The sequence below is a fragment of the Modestobacter sp. KNN46-3 genome (assembly GCF_011039295.1).
Genome location: NZ_JAAKGN010000025.1, coordinates 1 through 23805 on the forward strand (window position 1 = coordinate 1; position 23805 = coordinate 23805).

Consider the following 23805-nt stretch of genomic DNA (forward strand, 5'->3'; position numbering starts at 1 on the left):
CACGAGGGACCTCCTGGGTCGGTGCGGGTGCTTGGCGGCTCCCACACCCAACCCGGAGGTCCCTCCTCACATCAAGATCAGCTGCTCATCGCAGCGCTGCACCAACCTGTCCGGGCAGTACACCTAGCGCGCTAAACAGCAGCAAGAGCACCCAAAAGCGCCGGCCGCGGACCTCCGGTGACATGCGAGCACGGTAGCTTGCCGTCTCGGTTCCGGACGGCAGCGGTGGGCTGCCGGACTTACGAGGAGGCGGTCGAACACCCGGCCGCCTTCGGCCGATGTCTTGCTTGCAGTCCTGGAGGCCGCCTCTGGGCGGTCAGCGTCCCTGTCCCATAGCGGCCCACAATGGGACACCCTCGCAACGGAGCGACCGCCGGATCGTGTGTGCGTCGGAGGCCGCCCTCTGTTCCACGTACCTGCTGTCTCCCGGACCCTCGAGGAGCAGGGACACCGTTCTCCCGTAGTTCTGCAGTGCGACGAAGCGGCCCATCTTGTTCCAGCGTCTCCGGGCAGGATGCAGGACATGAGCGTGAGCACCTGCGCCGTCCTGCGCTGTCAGAATGACGCCGCCGAGGTCTGGCACGTGAGCCGTCCGGAGCCCCGCGACTACCGGGTGTGCGCCCGCCATCGGCAGGCGATTCGCGACGGCGCTCTCTGGGCCAGGGACACCAGCGACGACGCGGTCCTGCTTCTGGAGGGCGACGCCAACTTCACCATGCCGAACGTTCTACGCGGCTACCGGATCGGCGGCGGCGCCCTGGCAGAGGTGGTTGAGGGCGAACGCGAGTACGTCCTCCGCTTGGAGCTGACCCATGGGCACCTGGGTGTCCCCCAGGACCGCGAGCTGACGCTGTACCTACCGCTGACCGTCGCAGGGCCGTTCGCTGCGGCACTTCAGCGGTTCGTCGACTCGTGGCCGGCGCCACCCGATGGTGAGGGTCCGTCCGGAGACTGATCGGGCCCACTCCGTTCCACCAAGCCCGCGCGCGCCGCTCTGAGCGGCCCGCTCAGGGACATCGCCTGACGGCACCTCTAGGGCAACGGTTGGTCGGCCTGTCGTGTGCGCTCTCGCCGGGCGTAGAAGATCCGAACAAGCCAAACCGATGACGTCAGAAGCAGAAGGCCGGAGATGAACAGCTTCCATCCATCGTGATCGCCGAGCGCCCGGACTAGAGCGACCATGGAGACGCACCAGACGACTGTCCAGAACACCAGGTCGAACGTCCCGAGAGGACGCAGCCAGGAACTGGACATCTTCCCGACAGTAGGGCACCAAGACGCCAAGGCGCATCTCAGTAGGTGTCCCTGAAGCCGCCTTCAGGGCGCACTCGCCGGAGCGGCGCCAAGTCATCGAAGCCTGCTCACGTCACCTCACCGATGGGCTCCGGCTCAGCGAAGGGACAGCCCGGTGGCGGTGAGCACGTCGCCGTTGGCGACGAGCTGGACGGCGGCCTCGATCTCCGGGGCCAGGTGCCGGTCGGGGCCGGGGCCCGGCACCCCGGCGGCCCGGACGGCGTCCCGGACCGCGCCGGTGGCCGCCGCCGGCTGCAGCGGGGCGCGCAGGTCCAGCGCCCGGGCCGCCGTGAGCACCTCGATGGCCAGCACCCGGGTCAGCCCGTCCAGCGCCCGGCGCAGCTTGCGGGCGGCAGCCCAGCCCATGGACACGTGGTCCTCCTGCATCGCCGAGGAGGGGATCGAGTCGACGCTGGCCGGCACCGCGAGCCGCTTGAGCTCGCTGACGATCCCGGCGGCGGTGTACTGGGCGATCATGTGGCCGGAGTCGACCCCGGCGTCGTGCGCGAGGAACGGCGGGAGGCCATGGCTGCGGGCGGCGTCCAGGAACCGGTCGGTGCGCCGCTCGCTCATGCTGGCCACGTCGGCGACCGCGATCGCCAGGAAGTCCAGCACGTAGCCGACCGGGGCGCCGTGGAAGTTGCCGTTGGACTCCACCCGCCCGTCGACCGTCACCACCGGGTTGTCGATCGCGGCGGCGAGCTCCCGCTCGGCCACGGTGGCGGCGTGTGCCGCGGTGTCCCGGGCGGCGCCGTGCACCTGCGGGGCGCAACGCAGCGAGTAGGCGTCCTGCACCCGGGTGCACTCCGGGCCGCGGTGGCTCGCCATCACCCCGCTGCCGGCCAGCAGCGCCCGCAGGTTGGCCGCCGAGTCCGCCTGCCCGGGGTGCGGGCGAAGTTCCTGCAGGTGGGCGGCGAACACCGCGTCGCTGCCCAGCAGCGCCTCCACGCTCATCGCCGCGGCGACGTCGGCGGTGCTCAGCAGCCGGCGCAGGTCGGCCAGCGCGAGCAGCAGCATGCCGAGCATCCCGTCGGTGCCGTTGACCAGCGCCAGGCCCTCCTTCTCCGCCAGCTGCACCGGGGTGAGCCCGGCGTCAGCGAGCGCCTCGGCGGCAGGGCGCAGCTCCCCGGCGGCGCCCCGGACTGTGCCCTCGCCCATCAGCGCCAGCGCGATCGACGACAGCGGCGCCAGGTCACCGGAGCAGCCCAGGGAGCCGTACTCGTGCACCGTCGGGGTGATCCCGGCGTCCAGCATCGCCGCGTAACCACGGGCGGTCTCGGGCCGGACGCCGGTGCGCCCGGTCGCCAGCGTCGACAGCCGCAGCAACATCAGTGCGCGCACCACCTCGCGCTCCACCTCCGGGCCGGAGCCGGCGGCGTGCGAGCGGATCAGGCTGCGCTGCAGCTGGGCCCGCTGGGCGACCGGGATGTGCCGGGTGGCCAGCGCGCCGAACCCGGTGGAGACGCCGTAGTGCGGGCGGTCGTCGTCGGCCAGCCGCTCGACGACCTCGCGGGTGGCGGCGATCCCGGCCAGCGCCTCCTCGGACAGCCGCACGCCGTAGCCGTCCCGGGCCACCCGGACGACGTCCTCCGGGGTGACCGGTTCGCTGCCGACGACGACCTGCTGGGTGTCCACCGCTGTGCTCATGGCTCCATCTGACCTGGCCCGCGGCAGCGGATCCAGGTTCGCGAGCCGGGTGCTGTCTGGTATCCCAGACGTTTCAGTCGGGGCGGCGACCGTTGATCCGGCGGGTCAGCTCGGCGGCCGCTCGGGCCACCCGCTGCGCGAGCTCGGTCCGCCCGGGGGCGTCGACGTCCTCGGTGGGGAAGGTGACCGCGACCGCCGCCGCCGGCCGGCCGGCGTGGTCGTGCACCGCCGCGGCGACCGAGGCGAACCCTGGCGTGACCTCGCCGTCCTCGTCGGCGTACCCGGCCCGGCGCACCTCGCCCAGCAGCCGGCGCAGCTCCGAGAGCCGGCGGGGACCCAGGTCGTGCCGGTCGACGAACGCGGTCGCATCGGGGAACAGTGCTCGCACCTGGGCCGGCGGCAGACCGGACAGCAGCGCCCGGCCACTGGCGGTCAGCTGGGCCGGCAGCCGGACGCCGACGTCGGTCACCAGCGGCGGCCGGCCCGGCGCCCGCTGCTCGACGACGTAGAGCACCTCCCGGCCGTGCAGCACCGCCAGGTGCGCGGAGTGGCCGACCGCGTCGACCAGCCGGGCCAGCACCGGGCGGGCCAGCCGGGCCAGCGGCTCCTGGCGGGAGTAGGCGCTGCCGATCTCGAAGGCGCTCACCCCCAACCCGTACCGGCGTTCCTCGGGCAGGTGGACGACGAAGCCGGCGTCGACCAGTTCGGCGAGCAGGTGGTACGTCGTCGACCGCGGCAGCCCGAGGTCGCGGGCGAGGGCGGCGGCGGGGACGGCACCGGGGGAGCGGGCCAGCGCCTGGAGCAGCGCCAGCGCCTGCCGGGCGGCGGGCACCCCGCCCCGCGGCGTCCGGGGTGAGGGGACCGGCTCCGGCACCGGGGGAGCCTACGGCGCGATCGACCCCGCGCTGCCCGCGGTCAGCGGGGCCGTTCGTGCCGCAGCAGGACAACGCCGTTGCCGAAGGTGCGGGTCTCGACCAGGCGCAGGTCCGTGGGCTTCTCGCCAGGACCGAAGAGCAGGCGCCCGGCCCCCAGCAGGACCGGGTTCACGTAGAGCCGGTACTCGTCGATGAGGTCGTGCCGCCGGAAGGCCGCGCCCAGGCGCGCCCCGCCCAGCACCATGTCGCCCCCGGGCTGCGCCTGCAGTGCCCGCACCTCGTCGGGCACGACCTCGCGCACCAGGGTGGCGTTCGGACCCGGGGCGGCGAGGCTGCTCGAGTAGACCACCTTGGGCATCCCTCGCCAGATGCCAGCGAACTCCGCCTCGGTGGGCGAGCTGTCGGGGTCCTGGTCCGCCGCCGGCCAGTACTGCTCCATCAGCTCGTAGGTCACCCGGCCGAAGAGGAAGGCGCTCATCGTGGCCAGCTGCCGGTTGAAGTGGTCGTGCAGCTCCTCGTCGACGAGGTGCCAGCTGATGTCGCCGTCCGGGCCCTCGAAGTACCCGTCGAGCGACACCGCCATCTGGGCCACGACTCTGCGCATGCTGTTCTCCGTCCCGATCGCCTGGTCCTGCCGGAGACGAGACCGTCGTGCAACGCCGGACTCATCGGTCCCGGGCGGACCGCGGCTCAGCCGCCCGCCTGCACCTCGGCCGCGCCGATCTCCACCCAGTCGTCGCGCAGCCGCACCGGGTGGACCGGCAGCCGCAGCGCCGGGTCGTCCGGTGCGTCCAGGCAGACCCCGGTGCGCAGGTCGAACACCTGCTTGTACATCGGGGAGGCCACCGTCGGTGCCTCGCCGCGGGTGCCCACGATGCCCCGGGCGATCACGTGCGCACCGCTCACCGGGTCGCGGTGGCCCACGGCGTGCAGCGCGCCGTCGAAGAGCCGGAAGACGGCGATCTGCTGGTCGCCGACCAGGGCGGCCACCCCGCGCTCGGGTTGTAGGTCGGCGTACCGGCAGACGACCGTCCAGCCGGTCGGGATCGTGGTCTCCGGGGGCAGGGTCGCGGTCATCGGGAGAACACCTCCAGTCGGGGGCCGGCCACCAGGACGGCGCCGGCGGCCTCGCCGGCCGTCCGTTCCGCCGCGGTGCTCGGCCGGGGCTGCCCCCGCTCAACGACGTAGGACAGCGACGGATCGGGGGAGTCGGGGGCGTTGACGAAGGAGGCGAACCGGCGCAGCTTCTCCGGGTCCTCCAGGGTGGCGCGCCACTCGTCGGTGTAGCCCTCGACGTGGTCGGCCATCGCCGCGTCCAGGTCGGCGGCGATGCCCAGGCTGTCGTCGAGGACGACGGCGCGCACGTGGTCCAGCCCGCCCTCGATCTCCTCCAGCCACGGCGCGGTGCGCTGCAGCCGGTCGGCGGTGCGCACGTAGTAGACGAGGAAGCGGTCGATGGTGCGCACCAGCGTCTCGGTGCCCAGGTCCTCGGCCAGCAGCTTCGCGCGCCGCGGGGTGAAGCCGCCGTTGCCGCCGACGTAGAGGTTCCAGCCGTTGTCGGTGGCGATGACCCCGACGTCCTTGCCGCGCGCCTCGGCGCACTCCCGCGCGCAGCCGGAGACCCCGAGCTTGATCTTGTGTGGGGAGCGCAGCCCGCGATAGCGGAGCTCCAGGGCGATCGCCAGGGCGACCGAGTCCTGCACGCCGTACCGGCACCAGGTCGAGCCCACGCAGGACTTCACCGTGCGCAGCGACTTGCCGTACGCGTGCCCGGACTCGAAGCCGGCCGCGACCAGCCGCTCCCAGATCGCCGGCAACAGCTCCATCCGGGCGCCGAAGAGGTCGATCCGCTGACTGCCGGTGATCTTGGTGTAGAGCCCGAAGTCGCGGGCCACCTCACCGATCGCGATCAGCCCCTCCGGCGTCACCTCGCCGCCGGGGATCCGCGGCACCACCGAGTAGGTGCCGTCCTTCTGGATGTTGGCCATCACGTGGTCGTTGGTGTCCTGCAGCGTGGCCCGCTCGCCGTCGAGCACGTGCCCGGAGTCCAGGCTGGCCAGGATGGAGGCGACGACCGGCTTGCAGATGTCGCAGCCCCGGCCGCGGCCGTGCCGGTCGACCAGCTCGCTGAAGCTGGTGATCCCGGTGACCCGGACGACGTCGAACAGCTGCGCCCGGCTGACGTCGAAGTGCTCGCACAGCGCCGAGCTGACGGTGACCCCGGCGGCCGCCAGCTCGGTGGTCACCAGCTTCTTCACCAGCGGCAGGCAGGAGCCGCAACTCGTGCCGGCCTTGGTGCAGGCCTTGACCGCGCCCAGGTCGGTGCAGCCGTCGCAGCGGACGGCGTCCCGGATCGCCCCGGCGCTGACGTTGTTGCACGAGCAGACGGCGGCGTCGTCGGGCAGCTCGGCCGACGCCGGCCCGCCCTCGGCGCCCTCCGGCAGCAGCCACGCGGCCGGGTCGCCGCCCAGCTCGCGGCCGACCAGCGGCCGCAGCCCGGCGTACGCGCCGGCGTCGCCGACCAGGATGCCGCCGAGCAGGGTGCGCGCGTCGTCGGAGAGCACCAGCTTCTTGTAGACCCCGGCCACCGGGTCGCCGTAGACGACCGACAGCGCGCCAGGGGAGGTGCCGAACGCGTCGCCGAAGCTGGCGACGTCGACCCCCAGCAGCTTCAGCTTGGTGGACAGGTCCGCACCCGGGAACTCCGCCGCCCCGCCGAGCAGCTGGTCGGCGACGATCTCGGCCATCGTGTACCCGGGCGCGACCAGCCCGTAGGTACGGCCCTCGACCGCGGCGACCTCGCCGATCGCCCAGACGGCCGGGTCCTCGGTGCGGCAGGTCGGGTCGACCGCCACCCCGCCGCGCGGGCCGACCGGGAGCTCGCACGCCCGGGCCAGCTCGTCGCGGGGCCGCACGCCGGCGGCGAACACCACGACGTCGACGTCCAGGTGGGTCAGCCCCGCCGCGGACCCCTCGGCGGCGTGCATCCGGGCGACCCGGCCGTCCCGGCCCGCGGTGAGCTTGGCCGTCGCGGTGCCGGCGTGCACCTGCACGCCGAGCGCGCCGACCAGCCGCTGCAGCGCCTCGCCGCCGCCCTCGTCGACCTGCAGCGGCATCAGCCGGGGGGCGAACTCGACGACGTGGGTCTGCACGCCCAGGGCAGTCAGCGCGCCGGCGGCCTCCAGCCCGAGCAGCCCACCGCCGACGACGGCGCCGGTGACGGGGCGAGGGCTGCCGTCCTCCTGCCGTCGGGTATCGACCTCGGTCACGTACTGGCGGAGCGCGGCGACGTCGTCGATCGTGCGGTAGACGAAGCAGCCGGGGAGGTCCTTGCCCTCGACCGGGGGGACGAACGGCGCCGAGCCGGTGGCCAGCACAAGCGCGTCGTAGCGGTGCTCCCGGCCACCCGCCGTCCGCACCAGCCGGGCCTGCCGGTCGACCTCGGTCACCTGCTCACCGCGACGCAGCTGCACGCCGGGGGTGTCCCAGAGGGCCGGGTCGCCGAGCGCCAGGTCCTGCGGGTCCCGGCCGGAGAAGTAGGAGGTGAGGGCCACCCGGTCGTAGGGCGCACGCGGCTCCTCGGCCAGCACGGTCACCTGCCAGCCGCCGTCGGCGACCCCACCCCGGTCGACGAGCGCCTCGACCAGCCGGTGGGCGACCATCCCGCCGCCCACGACGACGAGCTGGCGGGGTCCGGCGGTGCTCGGGGCGGGGGTGCTCATGCGCAGGGTGCTCCTTCGACGGCGGCGGTGCTGCGGGACGGCGGCCCCTTGCCGAGCGAAGTTATGGACGCGGTGTTTCCGTCGGCGTCGCGCCGCGTTACGGAGCGGCAAGGTCGAGCGCACAGTGCCGCCGGCGCCGGCGTGAGCCGTTCAGCCCTGGGCACCGGAGCCGAAGTCGCCGAACGGCTCGCCGGTCATCGGGGCCACCGGTGCCTGCCTGAGGAGCTGCCCAGCGGCGTCCAGGGTGCGCACGGTCTGGGCGCCGTCGGGGAGGGGGACGACGTTGCCGCCCCCGGTCAGCGGCAGCCGGGCGATCACCCGGTCGGTGGCGCCCAGCACCTCCACGGCGGTCGCGTCCGGTGGTGCGGTGACGACCAGCCAGCTGCCGTCGCCGGACTGACCGAGCCCCGGCAGGTCGACCGTGCACGTCCGGGCCACGGTCAGGGACGACACCGGGGTGCTGCCGGCCGGCGTCACGGTGCCGCAGGCGAGGGCCCCGCCGCCGCCCCCGGCCCAGGTGGTGACCACCAGCGCACCGCCGGGGCTGCGGCCGACGACGACGGCGACGGTGCCCGGCCCCCGGCTCAGCGGCAGGGTGCCCGACCACAGCAGCTCCGGCTGCAGCCCGGCCGGCTCGACCCCCAGCGGCACGGCCAGCCCGACCAGCGCGGCCGCGACCACCCGCGCGTCGGGCTCCTGGGTCACCGGGCGGATCGGCTCCAGCACCGGGAGGGGGGTGGTGCGGCCGGGCCGGTCGCCGGGCCAGTCGACGGCCGACCGGTGCAGCAGCCGGCCCTCCCGGGTGACCCGGACGCTCAGCGCCGGGCCGTCCTCGGTGGTGGTGGCCGGGACGACGGCCACGCCCTCGACCGCCTCCACCGGCGCGTACCTGCGGCCGACCGTGCCCCGCGGCCCGACCAGCAGCCGCTCGGAGACCTCGATCGTGTCGCCGCGCCCGGCGACCACGACCAGCGACCCCGGACCCGGCCCGCCCAGCAGCAGGGTGACCGGTCGGCCGCGGCCCAGCCCCGGCGGCAGGTGCGGCACGAGCGCGTCCGCCGGTGCCCCGACCGGCCCGATGAGCCAGGTGCCGCGGAAGTCCTCGTCGACCGTGCCGACGACCAGCGCCGCGCGCCCGGAGGGGGTGTCCCCGGCGAAGACCACGGTCCGGTCCGCGACCGGTGGGGCCACCAGCCCACCCCACTCGGCCTGTTGGACGGAGGTGAGGAACGCCGGGTCGTCCGCCAGTGAGCCCCGGGCGGGACCGGTGAGCACGGGCGCGCTGCGGACCGACGGCCCGGCGCCGGCGGGAGCGACGGCCGACGGCGCCGCGGCGGGGAGCGGTTCCTCCGCCACCGGCCGGGTCAGCGCGCCGACGGCACCGGCGAGGACGACGGCGGCCACCGTCGCCGCGGCGAGCACCCGCCGCCGCAGCCCCGTCCGGCGGTGCCCGACGTCGGCGACGGCCTGGGCGGCGTCCAGCCGCCACCGGACCGGGGTCCCGGCCAGCCGGGTCAGCCCGTCCCGCAGCCGCTCGTCGTCCGTCGCGGGCTGGGCGCGCCGGTAGGGGTCCGGCCGCGCCGCCGGTCGCAGCCGTCCGGCGCCCGCCGCCGCAGCCGCCTCGGCCTCCGCCACCGGGCGGCCGAGCACGGCGGCGAGGGCGGCCGCGTCCAGCTCGTCGGCGTGGTGCAGCACCGTGGCGGCCCGGACGCGCGGGGGGAGGGCGCGCAGCGCGCGGGACAGCTCGTCGTCCACCGCCGGGGCGAGCGGATCGGGCAGCTCCTCGAGGACCTGCTCGCCGCGCAGCCCCCGGCGGTCAGCGCCGGCCACCAGCGCCCGGCGGGCCGTCGCCAGCGGATCGGGCGTGGGCCAGGCTCGCCGGGTGCGGGTGAGCGCCCGCTGCACCAGCTCCTCGGCGGTGGCCCGGTCGCCGGTCAGCAGCAGCGCGGTGCGCAGCAGTCCGGGACGCCGGTCGGCGACGAACCGCGCGAAGTCCGCGTCGTGCTGCGCCCCGTCGTCCTGCTTCCCGCCGTCTCGCACCGTGCCCCCTCCGGTCGGCCGTCCGGTGTTCGGCGCACGCCAGCCGCCGGGTCCACCTGCCACGGTCGCCGACGACCCGCCGATCCGCAGCGCGACCCGGCTCAGCGGACCCAGGGCACGGTGCCGTCGAGCGGCGGCACCGGTGCCAGGAGCCGGCCGACCCGGTCGTGCACGGCCAGCGCCGGGGGACGGCCACCGGCCCAGACCACCACCAGGTGCCCGTGCCGCGGCACCGTCAGCGTGCGGGAGCCGCCGACCACGACGGCGTGCACCTCGGCACTGACCCGCAGTTGGACGTCGTGCACGTAGCGGGCACCCCAGGGCATCCGGCGGTCGGCGTTGCGCAGCACCGAGCCGCCGCCGCGCACCACGACCAGTCCACCGAGCTCCACCGCCCCTGGCCGGTCGGCGAACCCGTCGTCGTCCCAGCTGCCGCCACCGCCACCGAGCAGGCGCCAGGTGTCACCACGCCGCTCCAGCAGGTGGGTGTCGCCCTCAGGGCAGCTGACGCCTCGCCGTACGAAGGCGGTGCAGGCCACGTCGCCGTCAACGTCCACGGCGAGGGCGGCGAACCGTCGGCGTCGGCTGAGCCGTGCCGGGTCGCTGCGCAGTCCGTGCTGGATCAGCGCGACGCTCTCCGCCAGCCGGTCGTAGGTCACGACCGCACCGTAGGGGCTCAGGCCGCCGTGTACGCCTGCGCCAGCCGGGCGAAGCCCTCGTCCAGCGACACCTGCGGGGTCCAGTGCAGCGCCTCGCGGGTGCGGCGCTGGTCGAACCAGTGCGCGGTCGCCAGCTGCTCGGCGAGGAACCGGGTCAGCGGAGGAGTGTCCCGGCGCTGGGTCACCGCCCAGACCCCCTCGACGAGGCCCCCGGCGGCCCAGGCCGCCCGGAACGGCACCTGGCGGCGCGGCCCGGGGACGCCGGCGGCCCGGCACAACCGGTCGATGACCTCGGCGACCGGACGGGGCTCGCCGTTGGAGACCACCAGCGCCTCCCCGTGCACCGGCCCGCAGGCGTCGACGGCGGCGACCAGGGCAGCGGCGGCGTTGTCCACGTAGGTGGTGTCGATCAGCGCGGCACCGGAGCCGATCACCGGCAGCCGCCCGCTCCGGGCCCGCTCGACGATCCGCGCGACCAGCTGGGTGTCCCCGGGGCCCCAGACCAGGTGCGGCCGCACGACCAGGACGGCGAGCGCGGCGTCGTCCGCCGCCAGTGCGACCTGCTCGGCGACGGCCTTGGAGCGTGAGTAGTGCCCGCGGGCGCGCGCCGGGTCGGCCGACTGAGCGCCGACCCCGACCAGCGCCGAGCCGCCGTGCGCCACCGACGGGGAGGAGACGTGCACCAGCCGGCCCACCCCGGCCTGCCGGCAGGCGTCGACCACGGCGCGGGTGCCCTCGATGTTGGCCCGGGCGTACTCCGCCCACCGGCCGGTGACGTCGACCTTCGCGGCCAGGTGCACCACGGCGTCATGCCCGGTGACCGCGCGGGCCACCACGGCCGGGTCGGCGACGTCCCCGCGCACCTCCCGGCAGGGCAGCCCGGCCGGGCGGCGCTGCAGCACGGTCACCTCGTCGCCCCGGTCGAGCAGGCCCTGCACCGTGGCCCGGCCGAGCATGCCGCTGGCCCCGGTGACCAGCACCCTCATCGGGTGCGTGCCCGTGCTCCGGCGAGCGTGCGGGTCGCGCGCCGGGCCACCTCCCGCCGGTCGACCTTCGACTGGTGCCGGATGTCGACCGGCAGCCGGCCGGTGACCAGGACGGCGGCGACCTCGGTGCCGGCGGCCCCACGGACGGCGTCGGACAGGGCGGGGTCGGCGAGCTCGAAGCCGGCGCGGCGGCGTGCACCGTCGGCGGGGACGACCACGACCACCACGACCTGGGCGCCGACCGGCCCGACACCGACGACGGCGGCGGCGCTGACGCCGTCCAGCAGCTGGACCCGCTGCTCGACGCCGACCGGGGTGACGACCCCGTCGGCGGTGGTCACGACGTGCGGCAGCCGGCCCTCGATCCAGAGCCGGCCCTCGGCGTCCAGGTGCCCGACGTCGCCGGTCCGGTGCCAGCCCGGGTCGCGGGACGACGCGCGCTCGGTGGCCCACAGGGCGTCGTAGCGGTCCTTGACGTGCGCGGCCCGCACGGCGACCTCCCCGGTGGTCCCGGGGACGTCGGTGAGGTCACCGTCGGCCGACCCGGTCGGGGACAGCGGGCTGACCCGGACCTCGACCCCGGGCAGCGGCCGGCCGACGCACACGCCGTTCCCGGGGCCGGCGGCCCCGATCTCGGTGGCGGAGACGTCGGTGACCGGCAGCGCCTCGGTCATCCCGTACGGGGTGTGCGCAGCGGCTGCGGGCAGCACCTGGCGCAGTTCCCGCAGCAACGGCAGCGGCACCGGCGCCCCGGCGGACATGAGCAGGCGCACCCGGCTCAGTGCGGTCCGCTGGGGCCCGGTCAGCTCGTCGGCGGTGGCGACGACCCGGCGCAGCGCGGCCGGCGAGGCGAACACGACCGTGCCGTCGATCGCCGCCGTGGCGTCGGCCAGGGCGGCCGCGGTCAGCGAGCCCGGCGCGGTCACGTCGACGTCGGGCACCGCGGAGCCGATGCCCAGCGCCGGGCCGAACAGGGCGAACGGCGCGAAGCCGGCGACCAGGCGGTCGTCGGGGGACAGCCCGTAGGTGGTACCGACCAGGTCCAGCTGGGCCAGTGCCTGGCGCCGGGTGTAGACGACGCCCTTGGCCGGGCCGGTGGCGCCGGAGGTGAACAGGACGGCGCAGTCGGTGTCCAGGTCGGCCTCGGCGGGCAGCGGCGCGGTGCTGCCCGCGCGCTCCAGCTCCTCGAGCGTGTGGGCCACGCCCAGGGCGCGCGCCGCAGCTGCGGGCAGCCCGGTGGCGGCGATCCGGGTGGCGGACAGGCGCATGGCCCGGGCGGCTGCGAGACCGGGGGCGCCGCCGATGACCGCGTCGACCCGGGCGCTGTGCAGCGCACGGCGCATGCCGCGCAGGCCCAGGCCCTTGTCGGCGACGACGATGACCGCGCCGGCCCGCCAGACGGCGTAGACCGCGGCGGTGAGGTCGACGGAGGGCTCGACCAGCAGGGCGACCCGCTGCCCCGGGCGGATGCCGGCGTGGGCCAGCCCGGCAGCCAGGTGCTCGACCCGGCGGTGCAGCTGCGCCCAGCTGACCGTGGTGCCACCGACCTCGACCACGGCGGGGGAGTCGTCGGCGGCCCGGTCGGCCAGCGCTGAGCCGAGGCCCCGCGGCTGGGGCTGCGCGCTGCGCGGGCGGTCGGCGGTGTCGACGGTGTACCGGCCGGTGGACAGGTCGGTGACCCACTGAGCGACCGCATCGGCGTACTGCGGGGCGTCCTCGGGCATCAGGTGCGAGGCGCCCTCGTAGCGGTGCAGCTGGGCCTGGGGCAGCCGCTCGCGCAGGTCGGCCAGGTACCGCTCGCCGAAGACCGGGTCGCGCGGGCCCCACAGCAGCAGCGCCGGCACGTCGAGGGAACGGATGCCCTCGGCGATCGCCTCCTGCGCGGCCCGGGACGGGTGGCCGGGGGAGAAGGGGATGTCGGCCACGAAGTCCCCGACCGACCGCCGGCGGGCCGCCGTCCGGTAGGGCGCGGCGAAGGCGTCCCGGACGTCGGCCGGCAGCCTCGGGGAGGACAGCGCCGTCGTCGCCCGGACGAACAGCGGCGTGCCGACGGTGGCCACCGAGCGGACCCCGGGGGCGTGCGCCATCCGGATCAGCGCCGGGCCGAGGTCCCCCTCGGGCATCGAGACGGCGGTGTTGCCCAGGACGACACCGCGCAGCTGGTCGCGGTGCGCCAGCGCCCAGCCCAGCGAGATGACCCCGCCCCAGTCGTGCCCGACGGTGATCACCGGGCCGGTGAGGCCCAGCGCAGCCGTCAGGTCACCGAGGTCGGCGACCCGCTGCTCCAGTGGCCGGGGCCCGGGAAGCCGCGCCGAGAAGCCCATGCCGAGCTGGTCGGGGGCGATCACCCGCCACCCGGGCGGGGCGGCGGCGAGCAGCCGGCGCCAGAGGTAGGACCAGGTGGGGTTGCCGTGCACGCAGAGCAACGTGCCCACCGGGTCGGGAACGCCGTTGTCCAGCAGGTGCCACTCGTGCTTCGTGCCGGTGGCGTCGGCGACGCTGAGCCGGCGGGACCAGGCCGGGTCGAGCCCGGGGAGGCCGGCGGGGAGGTCGATCGGCACGCTCACCAGGCGATCTCGAGGCAGGAGGCGTTGAGGCCTGAGCCGATGCCCATCAGCAGCACCCGGTCGCCGTCGATCAGTTCGTGCTGCGCGCTGGCCAGGGTGTAGGGCACCGAGGCCGGGCCCAGGTTGCCGCGGGTCGGGAAGGTCTTCGGCACCCGTGCCTCGTCGATGCCGAACCGCTCGCACATCGCGGCGGTGTGCACCTTGGAGACCTGGTGGATGACGTAGCGGTCCATGCCGCGCTGCCAGTCGAAGTCCGCGGCGGCCTCCTCCCACATGTCCATCGACAGGTCCAGGCCGGCCTCCAGCAGGCCCTTGAGGTCGGTGCGCATCATGTCGTTGTCGCCGATGCACAGCTCGTGGTGCTCGGTGCCGGCCCGGCTGACCGAACCGACCAGCCGGTGGCCCTCCGGGTGCTGGTCGGACCGGCCGAGGACCATGGCCACGGCACCCGAGCCCAGGGTCAGCGTCGCGAACTGGGCGATCACGTCCCGGGCGGTGGTGTCCGGCTGGTTGAGCCGGTCGATGGTGCGGTCCTGCACGGTCTGGGCGTCCTCGCCGTTGACGATCACGGCGTGCTCGATCATGCCGGAGTCGATCATCGCCGCGGCCAGCTCCATGCCGTTGACGAAGCCGAGGCAGGCGTTGGTGACGTCGAAGTTCTGCGCCGAGCGGGGGAGGCCGAGCGCGTGGTGGACGGCGACGGCCGTCGAGGGCTCCAGGTGCCTGCGGCTGACCGAGGTGTTGATCATCAGGCCGATGCCGGCCGGGTCGACGCCGCTCTCGCTGATCGCCTTGGCGCCGGCCATGGCGGCGCCGTCGGTGAAGGTGACGCCGTCCTCCCACCACCGGCGCTCATGGATGCCGGCCAGCCGTTCGAGCAGGCCGGGGCGCAGCCCGACCCGCTTGTAGGTGTCGGCGAGCCGCTGGTCGATGTCGTCGGAGGTGACGACCTGGGACGCATCGGCCGTCTGCACGGTCAGGATGCTGGTGTTGCTGAAGCGGTGCGTGGCGTTTCCACTCATGGGCGGGGTCCAGTCCTCGAGAAGGGCCGACTCTTCCATGTGTGTCGCCGGCGTTCCGTTGGGCACTACCCGACGAGGACACCGGTATGCCGCCCGGCGTCCACCCGCGGTGCAGTTCACAGCCTCCTGGTGGCCCGGCCTCAGAACCGGACGGGCAGCTCGTCCAGGCCGTAGACGAAGGACAGCTCGCGGAAGGACAGCTCCCGCTGCGGCACGGCCAGCGCCAGGTCGGGGAAGCGGCGGAACAGCGCGGGCAGCACGACCCGCAGCTCCATCCGGGCGAGCTCTGCGCCGATGCACCGGTGGATGCCGTGGCCGAAGGCCAGGTGGCCGGAGGTCGGTCGCCGCAGGGGATCGAAGACCTCCGGCTGGTCCCCGGCCGACCGGGGGTCGCGGTTCGCGCCGCTGAGCGAGGCCAGCACGACGTCCCCGGCCTCCAGGGGCACGCCGAACAGGTCCAGGTCGTGCTTGGCGAACCGCGGGAAGGCCATCTGCACGACCGACAGGTGCCGCAGCAGCTCCTCGACCACCCGGTCGACGTCCGCGCGCGAGCCGTCGCGCACCAGGGCGGCGTGCGCCGGGTCGCGCAGCAGCACCATGGTGCTCAGCGAGATCATCCCGGCGGTGGTCTCGTAGCCGCCGGTGAAGACGCCGTCGGCCAGGCCGGCGAGGTCGACGTCGGAGATCCGGTCGCCCTCGTCCCGGATGATCTGGCCGATCAGCCCGGGGCCGGGCTCCGCACGCTGCCGGGCGACGGCGTCGAAGAGGAACTCGCGCTGCGCCGAGACCGCACCGAAGGCCGCGGCCGCGCCGGCGGTCGCGTCGAAGCGCTGGACCCCGAGCCGGGCGAACGCGTCCCGGTCCTCGAGCTCCAGGCCCAGCAGCGCGCAGATGGTCCGGAACGGCACCGGGAAGGACACCAGCTTCGCCAGGTCGGCCGGGGGCCCCGCCGCGGCCAGCGCGTCGAGCCGCTGCGCCACGATCGACTCGATCATCGGCTCGAGCCGGGCCAGCCGGCGCATCGTGAACTCCGGCGTGATGATCTTGCGCAGCCGGGTGTGCAGTGGCGGGTCGGTGAAGCCGAGGCCGCCGACCTCGTCGGCGCTGCTCGGGCCAGGGCCCGGCAGCAGGTGCCGGATGTCGTTGCTCCAGCTGTCCCGGTCGGCCAGCACCGCCTTGACGTGCTCTGCGCCGGTGACCAGGTACACGGAGAAGGCGAACGGCAGCTTCAGTCGGTGCACCGGGTCGTTCTCCCGCAGCTGCGCCAGCCGGGGGACGGGGTCGATGCCGTCCCGCTGCAGCGGCACCTTCGTCCGTTCGGGGATGAAGGTCAGGCTGGAGAGGTCGATGCCGCGCTTCTGGATGCGGCGCGCCAGCAGCTTGCCGGTCCAGGCGCGCGCCCGGGCGCGCACCCCCGCACCCGCCCGCGCGCCGACGGGCGACCGTGGCGTGGGGACGGGGTACTTCGGCAGGGCTGCGATCCGGGACGCGGGGACACGGGGTGCGGGGTCGGTGACCCCTCCCGCTGGCTGGTGGTCGATGTCGTCTTCGTACTGCAGGACGGCGTTGTCGATCAAGGCCGCCACGCGCCGTCGGTGCAGCGTTCACCTGGTCGCCCACTCCGCCGTCCACTCCGCCGTCCACTCCGCCGTCCACTCCGCCGTCCACCCGCCCGCCCCGCCGGGTGGTGGTTTGCCGGGCGGCAGCGGGCGGGCACCTGCGGCCCATGGACGCCGAGGACTCGCTCTGGGGGGACGGCCCGCCCCGCCGGTCCGCCGTCGGGCGCCGGGCCCTGACCCGGGCGCTCGCCGCCCCGCTGGCCGTGGGGGGCGCCGTGCTGCTGGTGCGTCCCGAGCAGGTCGCCCGGGCGGTCAGCGGTGGCGGGCGCGAGCCGAGCGCCTGGGTGGTCCGGGTGCTCGGTGGCCGGGTGCTCGTCCAGCAGACCGCCGTCCTCCTCCGCCCGAGCCGGGGGCTCGTGCTGGCGGGCGTGGTCGCCGACGCGCTCCACGCGGCCAGCATGGTGCCCACCGCGCTGGCCTGGACGGCCTACCGCCGCCCCGCCTGGGTCAGCGGTGCCGCTGCGGCGGGTGCTGCGATCGCCGCAGCCCTGGCCGCCCCCCGGCCCGAGGACTGACCCGCACCGGGGTGCTGCGGCGGGGTCCGTCCTCCCGGGTATCCGTGTCCAGCGCCTGCCGACCATCGATGTGCGCCAGGCCACATCGGACGCGGGCCAGCCCACGCCCGCGGTCGCGCACCGTGTGCGCCGCGCCGGATCGAGGCAGCAAGGCGGTCGGCGCCGTGGACCCGACCGACGCGCGCCCCCTGGGATGAGCCCGACGCCGTCCCCCTGCCTTGGAGTCCCGTTGCCCGGAGTCGTCGTGCCCCTCTCGTCCCGGTGGGTGCGTCGGCACCCGGTCGGCCACCGTCCGGCCACGCGCCGTCCGGCCGGCGTGCGCCGCGCGGCCGTGCTCGTCCTGGTCGGCGCCTGTGGGGCGCTCGTCCCTGCGACGGCACGGGCCTCGGGACCCGGCGACCCGACCGCGCCCGTCGCTGCGCCGCCGGTGGTCGAGCCGCCCGCCCCCTACGTCGGCCAGACGGTCTGCGACCCCGCGGTGAAACCGGGCACCGCGGACCTGGCCGCCCTGGTGCTCGCCGCGTACGCCGCCGGGAGCAACGGGGGGATCAGCCGTGACTGCGCGGCCGGCGGCACCAGCGAGCACAAGGAGGGCCGCGCCTGGGACTGGCTGGTGCGGGCGGACGTCCCGGAGGAGCGCGCCGCCGCCGACCGCTTCCTCGGCTGGCTGACCGCCGACGGCCCCGGTGGGGAGTCGGGCTACCAGGCCCGGCGGCTCGGGGTCATGTACGTCATCTGGGACGGCCGGACGTGGTCGGCCGACCGCGCCTCCGCCGGCTGGCTGCCCTACACCGGAGCCGACCCGCACACCGGGCACGTGCACCTCTCGCAGTCCTGGAGCGGCGCCCTGGGCCAGACCTCGTGGTGGACCGGGGTGGCCTCCCGGGTGGACCACCGGACCTGCGCCGAGGTGGTCGAAGGGCTGGCCGACCCCGGGGCGCTGGCGACCGTCTGCTCGCCGACCCCGATGCCGGAACTGACCCCGTCACCTGCCCCGGAGCCCGTCCCGGGAGCGACGTACACGGTCGCCGCGGGGGACACGCTGGGGCAGATCGCACTGGACCACGGGACGACGGTGGCCGAGCTGATGGCCGCCAACGGGCTGACCAGCAACGTGATCATGGTCGGGCAGGTGCTCCTCCTCCCGCCGGCCTGAGACCGGCACCGCGCTCAGCCGAGGGTGCCGTCGCCGACCAGCGCGGTCACCAGGCCGGCACCCAGCCCGACCGCCAGCACGCCCAGCGCCCCGACCACGGCCGCCGCGCGTGCCCAGCCGGCCGTCGGTGCGGGCTCGCCGGGCCGGAACGCCTCGACCAGCCACCGCAGGTAGTAGAAGAGGCTGACCAGGGTGTTCACCGCGGCGACCACCACCAGCCAGGCCAGGCCGCCGTCCCACGCGGCGGTGAAGACGGTCAGCTTGCCCAGGAAGACCGCCGTCGGCGGGGTGCCGACCAGGCTCAGCAGGCTGATCACCAGCGCGGCCGCCAGGCCCGGCCGCTGCCGGGCCAGGCCGCGGAAGTCGGTCAGCGACCGGGCCCCGGGGACGGCGGCGAGCACGGCGAAGGCGGTGAGGTTGGTGACCGCGTAGCCGGCCAGGTAGACCAGCAGCGCCGGCACCGCGGCGGAGGTGCCGGCCACCACGGCCACCGGCATGAGCAGGTAGCCGACCTGGCTGACCGTCGACCAGCCGAGCAGCCGGCGGGCGTCGGTCTGGGCGAGTGCGGCCAGGTTGGCCAGCGTCATGGTGGCGGCGGCGAGCAGCCCGACCAGCAGCGGCCAGGGCAGCGAGCCCGGCAGCACGTCGACCAGCCGCGCGGCGGCGACCAGCGCGCCGATCTTCGGCACGGTGGTGAGGAACGCCGCGGCGGCGGTGCCGGCGCCCTGGGTCGCGTCCGGCACCCACTGGTGCAGCGGCACCCCGCCGGCCTCGAACAGGAGGCCGGCGAGCACCGCCAGCGCACCGACCGCCACCGCGGCGGCCGGCGCCAGCGCCAGCCCGGCAGCCAGGTCGACGTACGCGGTGCCACCGGCGATGCCGGACAGCACCGTGGCCCCGAGCAGCAGCAGGATCCCCGACAGCGCGCCGAGCAGGTACGTCTTCAGTGCGGCCTCGGCTGCGCCAGGGGTGCGGACCATCCCGACCAGCGCGTACACCGGGATGCTGGCCAGCAGGAAGCCGACGGCGAGCACCAGCAGGTCGTCGGTGGCGGCCAGCACGATCGCGCCCAGCCCGCCGAGCAGCAGCAGCGTGTAGGTCTCGCTCTCCCGCGCCGTCCCGGCCAGCTCGTCGACGCCCAGGCCGATCACCAGCAGCACCGCGGCAACCACCACCAGCCGGGTGACCCCGGTCGCGGTGTCCAGCACGAACGCCCCGAACACCGTCTCCGCGTCCCCACCACCAAAATGGCCATTTTGGTGGCTTGGAAAGGCGAGGGCGGCGGAGACGGCGGCGGCGAGGAGGGCGGCGACCGCGATCAGCCGGGCCACCCACTGCCGCTGCCGGGGCAGGAAGGAGCCGGCCAGCAGGGTGGCCACCGCGCCCGCGAGGAACGAGAGCTCGGGGAGCAGCGCCAGCGGCGACTGCTCCATCATCATCGCCGGCTCCATCACCTGCCCACCAGGTCGACGAGGACGGCGGACGCCGGGGTGATCAGGTCCAGCAGCAGCCAGGGCAGGACGCCGATCGCCAGGGACAGCAGCAACAGCCCGGTGACCGGCACCGCCTCGACCGCCCGCACGTCGGTGAAGCCGATCGACCGGCCGCCGGGCAGCCCGGTGACCAGCAGCTGCAGCGCGCGGAGGAACAGCGCGGCGGTGATCAGGATCCCGGGCAGCGCGATCGCCGCCCACGCGGTGGTGCCGATGCTCCCGGCGAACACCTGGAACTCGGCGATGAACCCGCTGAACGCCGGGATGCCGAGCGAGGCGAACGCGCCGACCGCGAACAGGCCCGACCAGACGGGTGCGCTGCGGGCCAGGCCGCCGTAGTCGCGCATGGCGTAGCTGCCGGTCCGGTCGTGCAGCACCCCGGCCAGCAGGAACAGCGCCCCGGTGATCAGGCCGTGGCTGACCATCTGGGTGACGGCGCCGGTCACGGCCAGCTGGCGGGCCGCCGTCCCCCCGCCGAGCAGGCCCGCCGCACCGACCGCGAGCACCACGTAGCCCATGTGGTTGATCGAGGTGTAGGCGATCATCCGCTTGACGTCGGTCTGGGCCAGGGCGACCAGCGCGCCGTAGAGCACCGAGGCGATCCCGACCCCGAGCACCACCCAGGCCGCCCCGCGCCAGGCGTCCGGCATCGCGGGCATGGCGATCCGGACGAAGCCGTAGGTGCCCATCTTCAGCAGCACCGCGGCCAGCACGGCCGAACCGATCGCCGAGGCGTCGGTGTGCGCCGGGGGCAGCCAGGTGTGGAACGGGATCGTCGGCGTCTTCACCGCCAGCCCCAGCAGGAGGGCGGCCAGCACGAACCCGCCGGCGACCGGGTGGTCCTGCAGCGGGGCGGCGGCGACCAGCTCGGGGATGTCGAAGGTGTGCGGGTCGGCGGCCAGGTAGAGGCCGATGAAGCCCAGCAGCAGCGCCAGGCTGCCCAGGAACGTGTAGAGGAAGAACTGCAGCGCCGAGCGGCCGGCGTCCCGGCCGTGCCCCCAGCCGGCGATCGCGGCGTACATGCCGACGATCGACAGGTCGAAGAAGACGAAGAAGACGATCAGGTCCTGGGCGGCGAACAGCCCCATGCAGGTGGCCTGCAGGGCCAGGAAGAGGGCGGCGTGCTGGCGTGGGCGCCGGTCCTCGCGCAGCCCGTAGACCGCGCAGGCGCAGAACACCACCGCGGTCAGCGCCAGCAACGGCACCGAGAGCCCGTCGACACCGACGTGCCAGCTGCTGTTGACCGACGGGATCCAGCGGGCGCGCTCCTCGAAGGCGAGACCGCCGTCGGCGGGCGTCTCGTACCGGGCGATGAGCACGCCGACCAGCACGACCTCGGCGGCGGTGACCCCGATCCAGGTCCAGCGGGCCACCCGGTCGGGCACCCGGGGCACGGCCAGCACGGCTGCCGCCACCAGGGGCAGGAAGATGATCGAACTGAGCACGGGGCTACCTCACTGCCAGGAGGAGGGCCAGCGCGGCGGCGAGCACCACGGCGGCCGAGACGTAGTACTGGTGCAGCTGGCCGGTCTGGGTGCGCCGGGCCCAGCCCCCCAGCCAGCGGGTGCCGGCGGCCAGCGACCGCACGGCGGCGTCCGGTCCGGCGAGGTCGGCCCGGCCCGTGGCGTCGGCCAGTCGCACACCGGCGGTGGCCGAGCCGGCCACCGCCCGGTCGAGCACCCCGTCGTCGAACCGGGCCGCGGCGCGCGCCGTCCGCAGCGCGCCCCGGCCGGCGCCGGTCACCGCTCGGGCGAGCACCCGGTCGTCGAACCGGGCCAGCGCCTCGGCCGTGCGCAGCACCGGCCGGACGACGACCACGTCGGTCGCCCGGGCCAGGCCCAGCCAGCCCTCGAGCCATCCGGGGAGCGGCTGCAGCGGCCGGATCCGCACGAGCAGGAGCACCACCACGGCGACGAGCGCGGAGACGGCCAGCTCCACCAGGCCCGGGGCGGGCGCACTGCCCGCGCCGAGGGCCCGGCGCAGGGTGTCGGCGACCGGGGGGAGGGCCAGCAGGCCGAGGACGGCGGCACCGACGGCGAGCACGACCAGCGGCGCCTGCTGCAGCACCCGCACCCGACGGGTGCCCTCCTCCTCGGTGTCGTAGCCCGTCTCGGCGTCCGCGGGGAGCCGCTGCCAGACGAGCCACAGCACCTTGCCGGCGTAGCCCGCCGACAGCGCCGCGGCGGCCAGCCCGACCAGGTACAGCGCCAGGGACTCCTCGTGCGCCCCCGCCAGCACGGCGTCCTTGGTCGCCCACAGCGACAGCGGCGCCACCCCGGCCAGGGCCAGCGCACCGACCCCCGCGCAGACCCCGACCAGCGGCCAGCGCCGGGCGGCGCCGCGCAGTGCCGGCAGCTGCTTGGTGCCCAGCGCGGTCAGCCACGCCCCGGCGGCCAGGAACAGCAGGGCCTTGGTGGCCGCGTGGGCGACGAGGTGCGCCGTGCCGCCGGCCACCGCCGCGACCCCGGCGCCCAGCACCACGAACCCCAGCTGCGCCGCGGTCGAGGCGGCGAGCAACTGCTTGAGGTCGCGCTGGGCGAGCGCCACCGCGCCGAGCAGCAGCGCGGTCAGCGCGCCCACCCAGGCTGCCGTCGGCCCGGCCCAGCTCGTCGCGCCCAGCAGCGGCGCAACCCGCAGCAGCAGGTAGCCGCCCATCGCGACCATGGCCGCGGAGTGCAGCAGGGCGCTGACCGGGCTGGGGCCCTGCATCGCCGCGGAGAGCCAGGCGGTGAACGGCAGCTGGGCGGCCTTGCCGAGCGCGGCGACCAGCAGCCCGGCCGCGGCGACGTCCCGCCACGGCGCCGGCAACTCGGGCAGGTCGGTGAGCGCCAGGCCCGACCCCGCGGCCAGCGCCGCCCCGGCGGCCAGGTACAGCCCGAGGTCTGCGGTGCGGGTGGTGAGGAAGGCGGTCAGCCCGGCGCCGACCCGGTGCCGCTCCTGCCAGCGGAAGCCGATCAGCGCATACGACGTCGCGCCCATCACCTCCCAGGCGAACAGCAGCGTCGGCAGCGTGGTGGCGCAGACGGTGACCACCACGGCCGCGGCGAACAGCAGCACCAGGCCGGTGAAGCGGGCCCGGGCACCGGTGATGTCGGCGGCGGCGAACAGCAGCACCAGCAGCGTGACGGCGGCGACGGCGGGCAGCACCACGGCCGCCAGCGCGTCGACGGCCAGCCCGAACACCGCGCCCGGGAGGAAGGGCGCCGAGCCGGCCGGCCGGCCCAGCGCCACCGCGATCGACAGCACCGCGACGACGCCCGCCGTGACGATCCCGACCGTCGGCGCGACCCGGTCCGCGCGCCGTCCCGTGACACACAGCCCGGCGCCGACGACGGCGGGCACCCCGGCGCAGGCCCAGAGCAGCCCGGTCACCGGGACAGGTCCGTGGCCATGTCGGTCATGTCCGACTGCCGGGACCGGTGCAGCAGCGTGGCCACCGCGAAGCCCATCGCCATCTCCACCGTCATGGCGGTGATCACCACGAGCAGCAGCACCTGGCCGTCCGGGGTGGGGGAGAGGAACCACCAGAAGGCCGCCGCCGTGAGGATGACGCCGTTGAGCATCAGCTCCAGGCCCATCATCACCATGACCACGACCTGCTGGGAGATGGCGCCGTAGAGGCCCACGCTGAACAACGCGGCCGCCACCAGCAACATCGTCTGCAGCGTCATCGCCGGGCCTTCCCGGCCCGCAGGTCGTCGCCGAGCCGGTCGTACCGGCCCTTCGGCAACGCCAGCACCAGCGCAGCGACGATCGTGGCGAAGAGGACCGGCGAGACGGTCATCATCACCAGCATCTTCGACTCCATGACCGCCTCGCCCAACGAGGTCACCAGGTCGGCGGCGGGAGCACCGCGGCGGGTGGGCCACGGGATCAGCAGCGCCCCGGCGGCCAGCACGACGAACGTGCCGGTCGCGACCGCCAGCGCCGCGCGCTTGCCGTGCACCATGCTCATCGGCATCAGCGCGGGGTTCATCCCCATGAACATGATCATGTAGATGCCCATGACGGCCATCTCCATGGTCATCATCAGCACGGTGATGACCCCGAGGAACTCCAGGTCGACGAGCAGCAGCACCAGGCCGACGGCGATGAAGGACGCGGCCAGCGCGTAGGTCGCCCGGGCCATCGAGTCGACCCGGAAGACGGCGACGCCGGTGGCCACCGCGATCACGGCGAGCACCCAGAACACGATCCCGGTCAGCACGTCC

19 protein-coding genes are annotated in these 23805 nt (G+C 75.3%); 3 read left to right on the top strand and 16 right to left on the bottom strand.

What is annotated here, in order from left to right; genetic code table 11:
* Positions 1-523: 523 nt before the first annotated feature.
* Positions 524-955: a hypothetical protein gene (locus G5C62_RS08135; RefSeq protein ID WP_164700598.1), complete on the top strand. Its 432-nt coding sequence runs from the start codon at positions 524-526 to the stop codon at positions 953-955.
* 434 nt (positions 956-1389) lie between these two features.
* Here G5C62_RS08135 and hutH read toward each other — a convergent pair whose 3' ends face one another.
* From hutH to G5C62_RS08190, 11 genes are all read right to left on the bottom strand, one after another.
* Positions 1390-2940: a histidine ammonia-lyase gene (gene hutH, locus G5C62_RS08140; protein WP_164700599.1), complete on the bottom strand. Its 1551-nt coding sequence runs from the start codon at positions 2938-2940 to the stop codon at positions 1390-1392.
* A gap of 73 nt (positions 2941-3013) precedes the next feature.
* Entirely contained in the window at positions 3014-3814 is an 801-nt protein-coding gene (locus G5C62_RS08145; RefSeq protein ID WP_206330524.1) for an IclR family transcriptional regulator, read from the bottom strand.
* Between the two features lie 41 nt (positions 3815-3855).
* On the bottom strand, positions 3856-4419 hold the full coding sequence (locus G5C62_RS08150) for a dihydrofolate reductase family protein (protein WP_036335359.1): 564 nt from the start codon (positions 4417-4419) through the stop codon (positions 3856-3858).
* Between the two features lie 86 nt (positions 4420-4505).
* Positions 4506-4892, bottom strand: coding sequence for a nitrite reductase small subunit NirD (gene nirD, locus G5C62_RS08155; RefSeq protein WP_164700600.1), 387 nt, complete (start codon positions 4890-4892; stop codon positions 4506-4508).
* Positions 4889-7537, bottom strand: a complete 2649-nt coding sequence (nirB, locus tag G5C62_RS08160) for a nitrite reductase large subunit NirB (protein WP_164700601.1) — start codon at positions 7535-7537, stop codon at positions 4889-4891. Before nirB ends, nirD begins: the two co-directional genes overlap by 4 nt.
* 150 nt (positions 7538-7687) lie before the next feature.
* Entirely contained in the window at positions 7688-9577 is a 1890-nt protein-coding gene (locus tag G5C62_RS08165) for a hypothetical protein (protein ID WP_164700602.1), read from the bottom strand.
* 101 nt (positions 9578-9678) lie between these two features.
* Positions 9679-10236 (bottom strand): hypothetical protein, encoded by a 558-nt coding sequence (locus G5C62_RS08170; RefSeq protein ID WP_052090929.1) that lies wholly within the window; start codon positions 10234-10236, stop codon positions 9679-9681.
* Positions 10237-10253: 17 nt separating this feature from the next.
* Positions 10254-11222 carry an NAD(P)-dependent oxidoreductase gene (locus tag G5C62_RS08175; RefSeq protein ID WP_036334425.1) on the bottom strand — a complete coding sequence of 323 codons (969 nt, stop codon included), beginning with the start codon at positions 11220-11222 and terminating at the stop codon, positions 10254-10256.
* Positions 11219-13789 (bottom strand): alpha/beta fold hydrolase, encoded by a 2571-nt coding sequence (locus G5C62_RS08180; protein ID WP_241175780.1) that lies wholly within the window; start codon positions 13787-13789, stop codon positions 11219-11221. The genes G5C62_RS08175 and G5C62_RS08180 overlap by 4 nt, the downstream gene beginning before the upstream one ends.
* Entirely contained in the window at positions 13786-14811 is a 1026-nt protein-coding gene (locus tag G5C62_RS08185; protein WP_036334427.1) for a 3-oxoacyl-ACP synthase III, read from the bottom strand. Before G5C62_RS08185 ends, G5C62_RS08180 begins: the two co-directional genes overlap by 4 nt.
* A gap of 140 nt (positions 14812-14951) precedes the next feature.
* Positions 14952-16397 (bottom strand): cytochrome P450, encoded by a 1446-nt coding sequence (locus G5C62_RS08190; RefSeq protein WP_241175781.1) that lies wholly within the window; start codon positions 16395-16397, stop codon positions 14952-14954.
* Between the two features lie 140 nt (positions 16398-16537).
* On the opposite strand from G5C62_RS08190, the gene G5C62_RS08195 reads away from it, so the two are divergent.
* Together G5C62_RS08195 and G5C62_RS27995 are read left to right on the top strand one after the other, a co-directional pair.
* On the top strand, positions 16538-16945 hold the full coding sequence (locus tag G5C62_RS08195; protein WP_164700603.1) for a hypothetical protein: 408 nt from the start codon (positions 16538-16540) through the stop codon (positions 16943-16945).
* Positions 16946-17189: 244 nt separating this feature from the next.
* Positions 17190-18101 (top strand): LysM peptidoglycan-binding domain-containing protein, encoded by a 912-nt coding sequence (locus G5C62_RS27995; RefSeq protein WP_164700604.1) that lies wholly within the window; start codon positions 17190-17192, stop codon positions 18099-18101.
* Positions 18102-18115: 14 nt separating this feature from the next.
* On the opposite strand, the gene G5C62_RS08205 is transcribed toward G5C62_RS27995, so the two are convergent.
* The 5 genes from G5C62_RS08205 to G5C62_RS08225 are packed head-to-tail and all read right to left on the bottom strand — an operon-like array spanning position 18116 to position 23801.
* Positions 18116-19552, bottom strand: a complete 1437-nt coding sequence (locus tag G5C62_RS08205) for an NADH-quinone oxidoreductase subunit N (protein ID WP_206330525.1) — start codon at positions 19550-19552, stop codon at positions 18116-18118.
* Positions 19552-21039 carry a NuoM family protein gene (locus G5C62_RS08210; RefSeq protein WP_164700605.1) on the bottom strand — a complete coding sequence of 496 codons (1488 nt, stop codon included), beginning with the start codon at positions 21037-21039 and terminating at the stop codon, positions 19552-19554. The genes G5C62_RS08205 and G5C62_RS08210 overlap by 1 nt, the downstream gene beginning before the upstream one ends.
* A gap of 4 nt (positions 21040-21043) precedes the next feature.
* Positions 21044-22966 carry a proton-conducting transporter membrane subunit gene (locus tag G5C62_RS08215; protein ID WP_164700606.1) on the bottom strand — a complete coding sequence of 641 codons (1923 nt, stop codon included), beginning with the start codon at positions 22964-22966 and terminating at the stop codon, positions 21044-21046.
* Positions 22963-23265, bottom strand: a complete 303-nt coding sequence (locus G5C62_RS08220; RefSeq protein WP_164700607.1) for an NADH-quinone oxidoreductase subunit K — start codon at positions 23263-23265, stop codon at positions 22963-22965. The genes G5C62_RS08215 and G5C62_RS08220 overlap by 4 nt, the downstream gene beginning before the upstream one ends.
* Complete coding sequence (locus G5C62_RS08225; protein ID WP_164700608.1) at positions 23262-23801, bottom strand: NADH-quinone oxidoreductase subunit J; 540 nt, start codon at positions 23799-23801, stop codon at positions 23262-23264. The genes G5C62_RS08220 and G5C62_RS08225 overlap by 4 nt, the downstream gene beginning before the upstream one ends.
* Positions 23802-23805 lie beyond the last annotated feature (4 nt).

Excerpts from the sequence above, each read along its gene's own strand:
- G5C62_RS08185 (WP_036334427.1), bottom strand. The coding sequence starts at position 14,811 with ATGAGTGGAAACGCCACGCACCGCTTCAGCAACACCAGCATCCTGACC.
- nirD (WP_164700600.1), bottom strand. The coding sequence starts at position 4,892 with ATGACCGCGACCCTGCCCCCGGAGACCACGATCCCGACCGGCTGGACG.
- G5C62_RS08135 (WP_164700598.1), top strand. The coding sequence starts at position 524 with ATGAGCGTGAGCACCTGCGCCGTCCTGCGCTGTCAGAATGACGCCGCC.
- nirB (WP_164700601.1), bottom strand. The coding sequence starts at position 7,537 with ATGAGCACCCCCGCCCCGAGCACCGCCGGACCCCGCCAGCTCGTCGTC.
- G5C62_RS08195 (WP_164700603.1), top strand. The coding sequence starts at position 16,538 with ATGGACGCCGAGGACTCGCTCTGGGGGGACGGCCCGCCCCGCCGGTCC.
- hutH (WP_164700599.1), bottom strand. The coding sequence starts at position 2,940 with ATGAGCACAGCGGTGGACACCCAGCAGGTCGTCGTCGGCAGCGAACCG.
- G5C62_RS08175 (WP_036334425.1), bottom strand. The coding sequence starts at position 11,222 with ATGAGGGTGCTGGTCACCGGGGCCAGCGGCATGCTCGGCCGGGCCACG.
- G5C62_RS08150 (WP_036335359.1), bottom strand. The coding sequence starts at position 4,419 with ATGCGCAGAGTCGTGGCCCAGATGGCGGTGTCGCTCGACGGGTACTTC.
- G5C62_RS08220 (WP_164700607.1), bottom strand. The coding sequence starts at position 23,265 with ATGACGCTGCAGACGATGTTGCTGGTGGCGGCCGCGTTGTTCAGCGTG.
- G5C62_RS08205 (WP_206330525.1), bottom strand. The coding sequence starts at position 19,552 with ATGGAGCCGGCGATGATGATGGAGCAGTCGCCGCTGGCGCTGCTCCCC.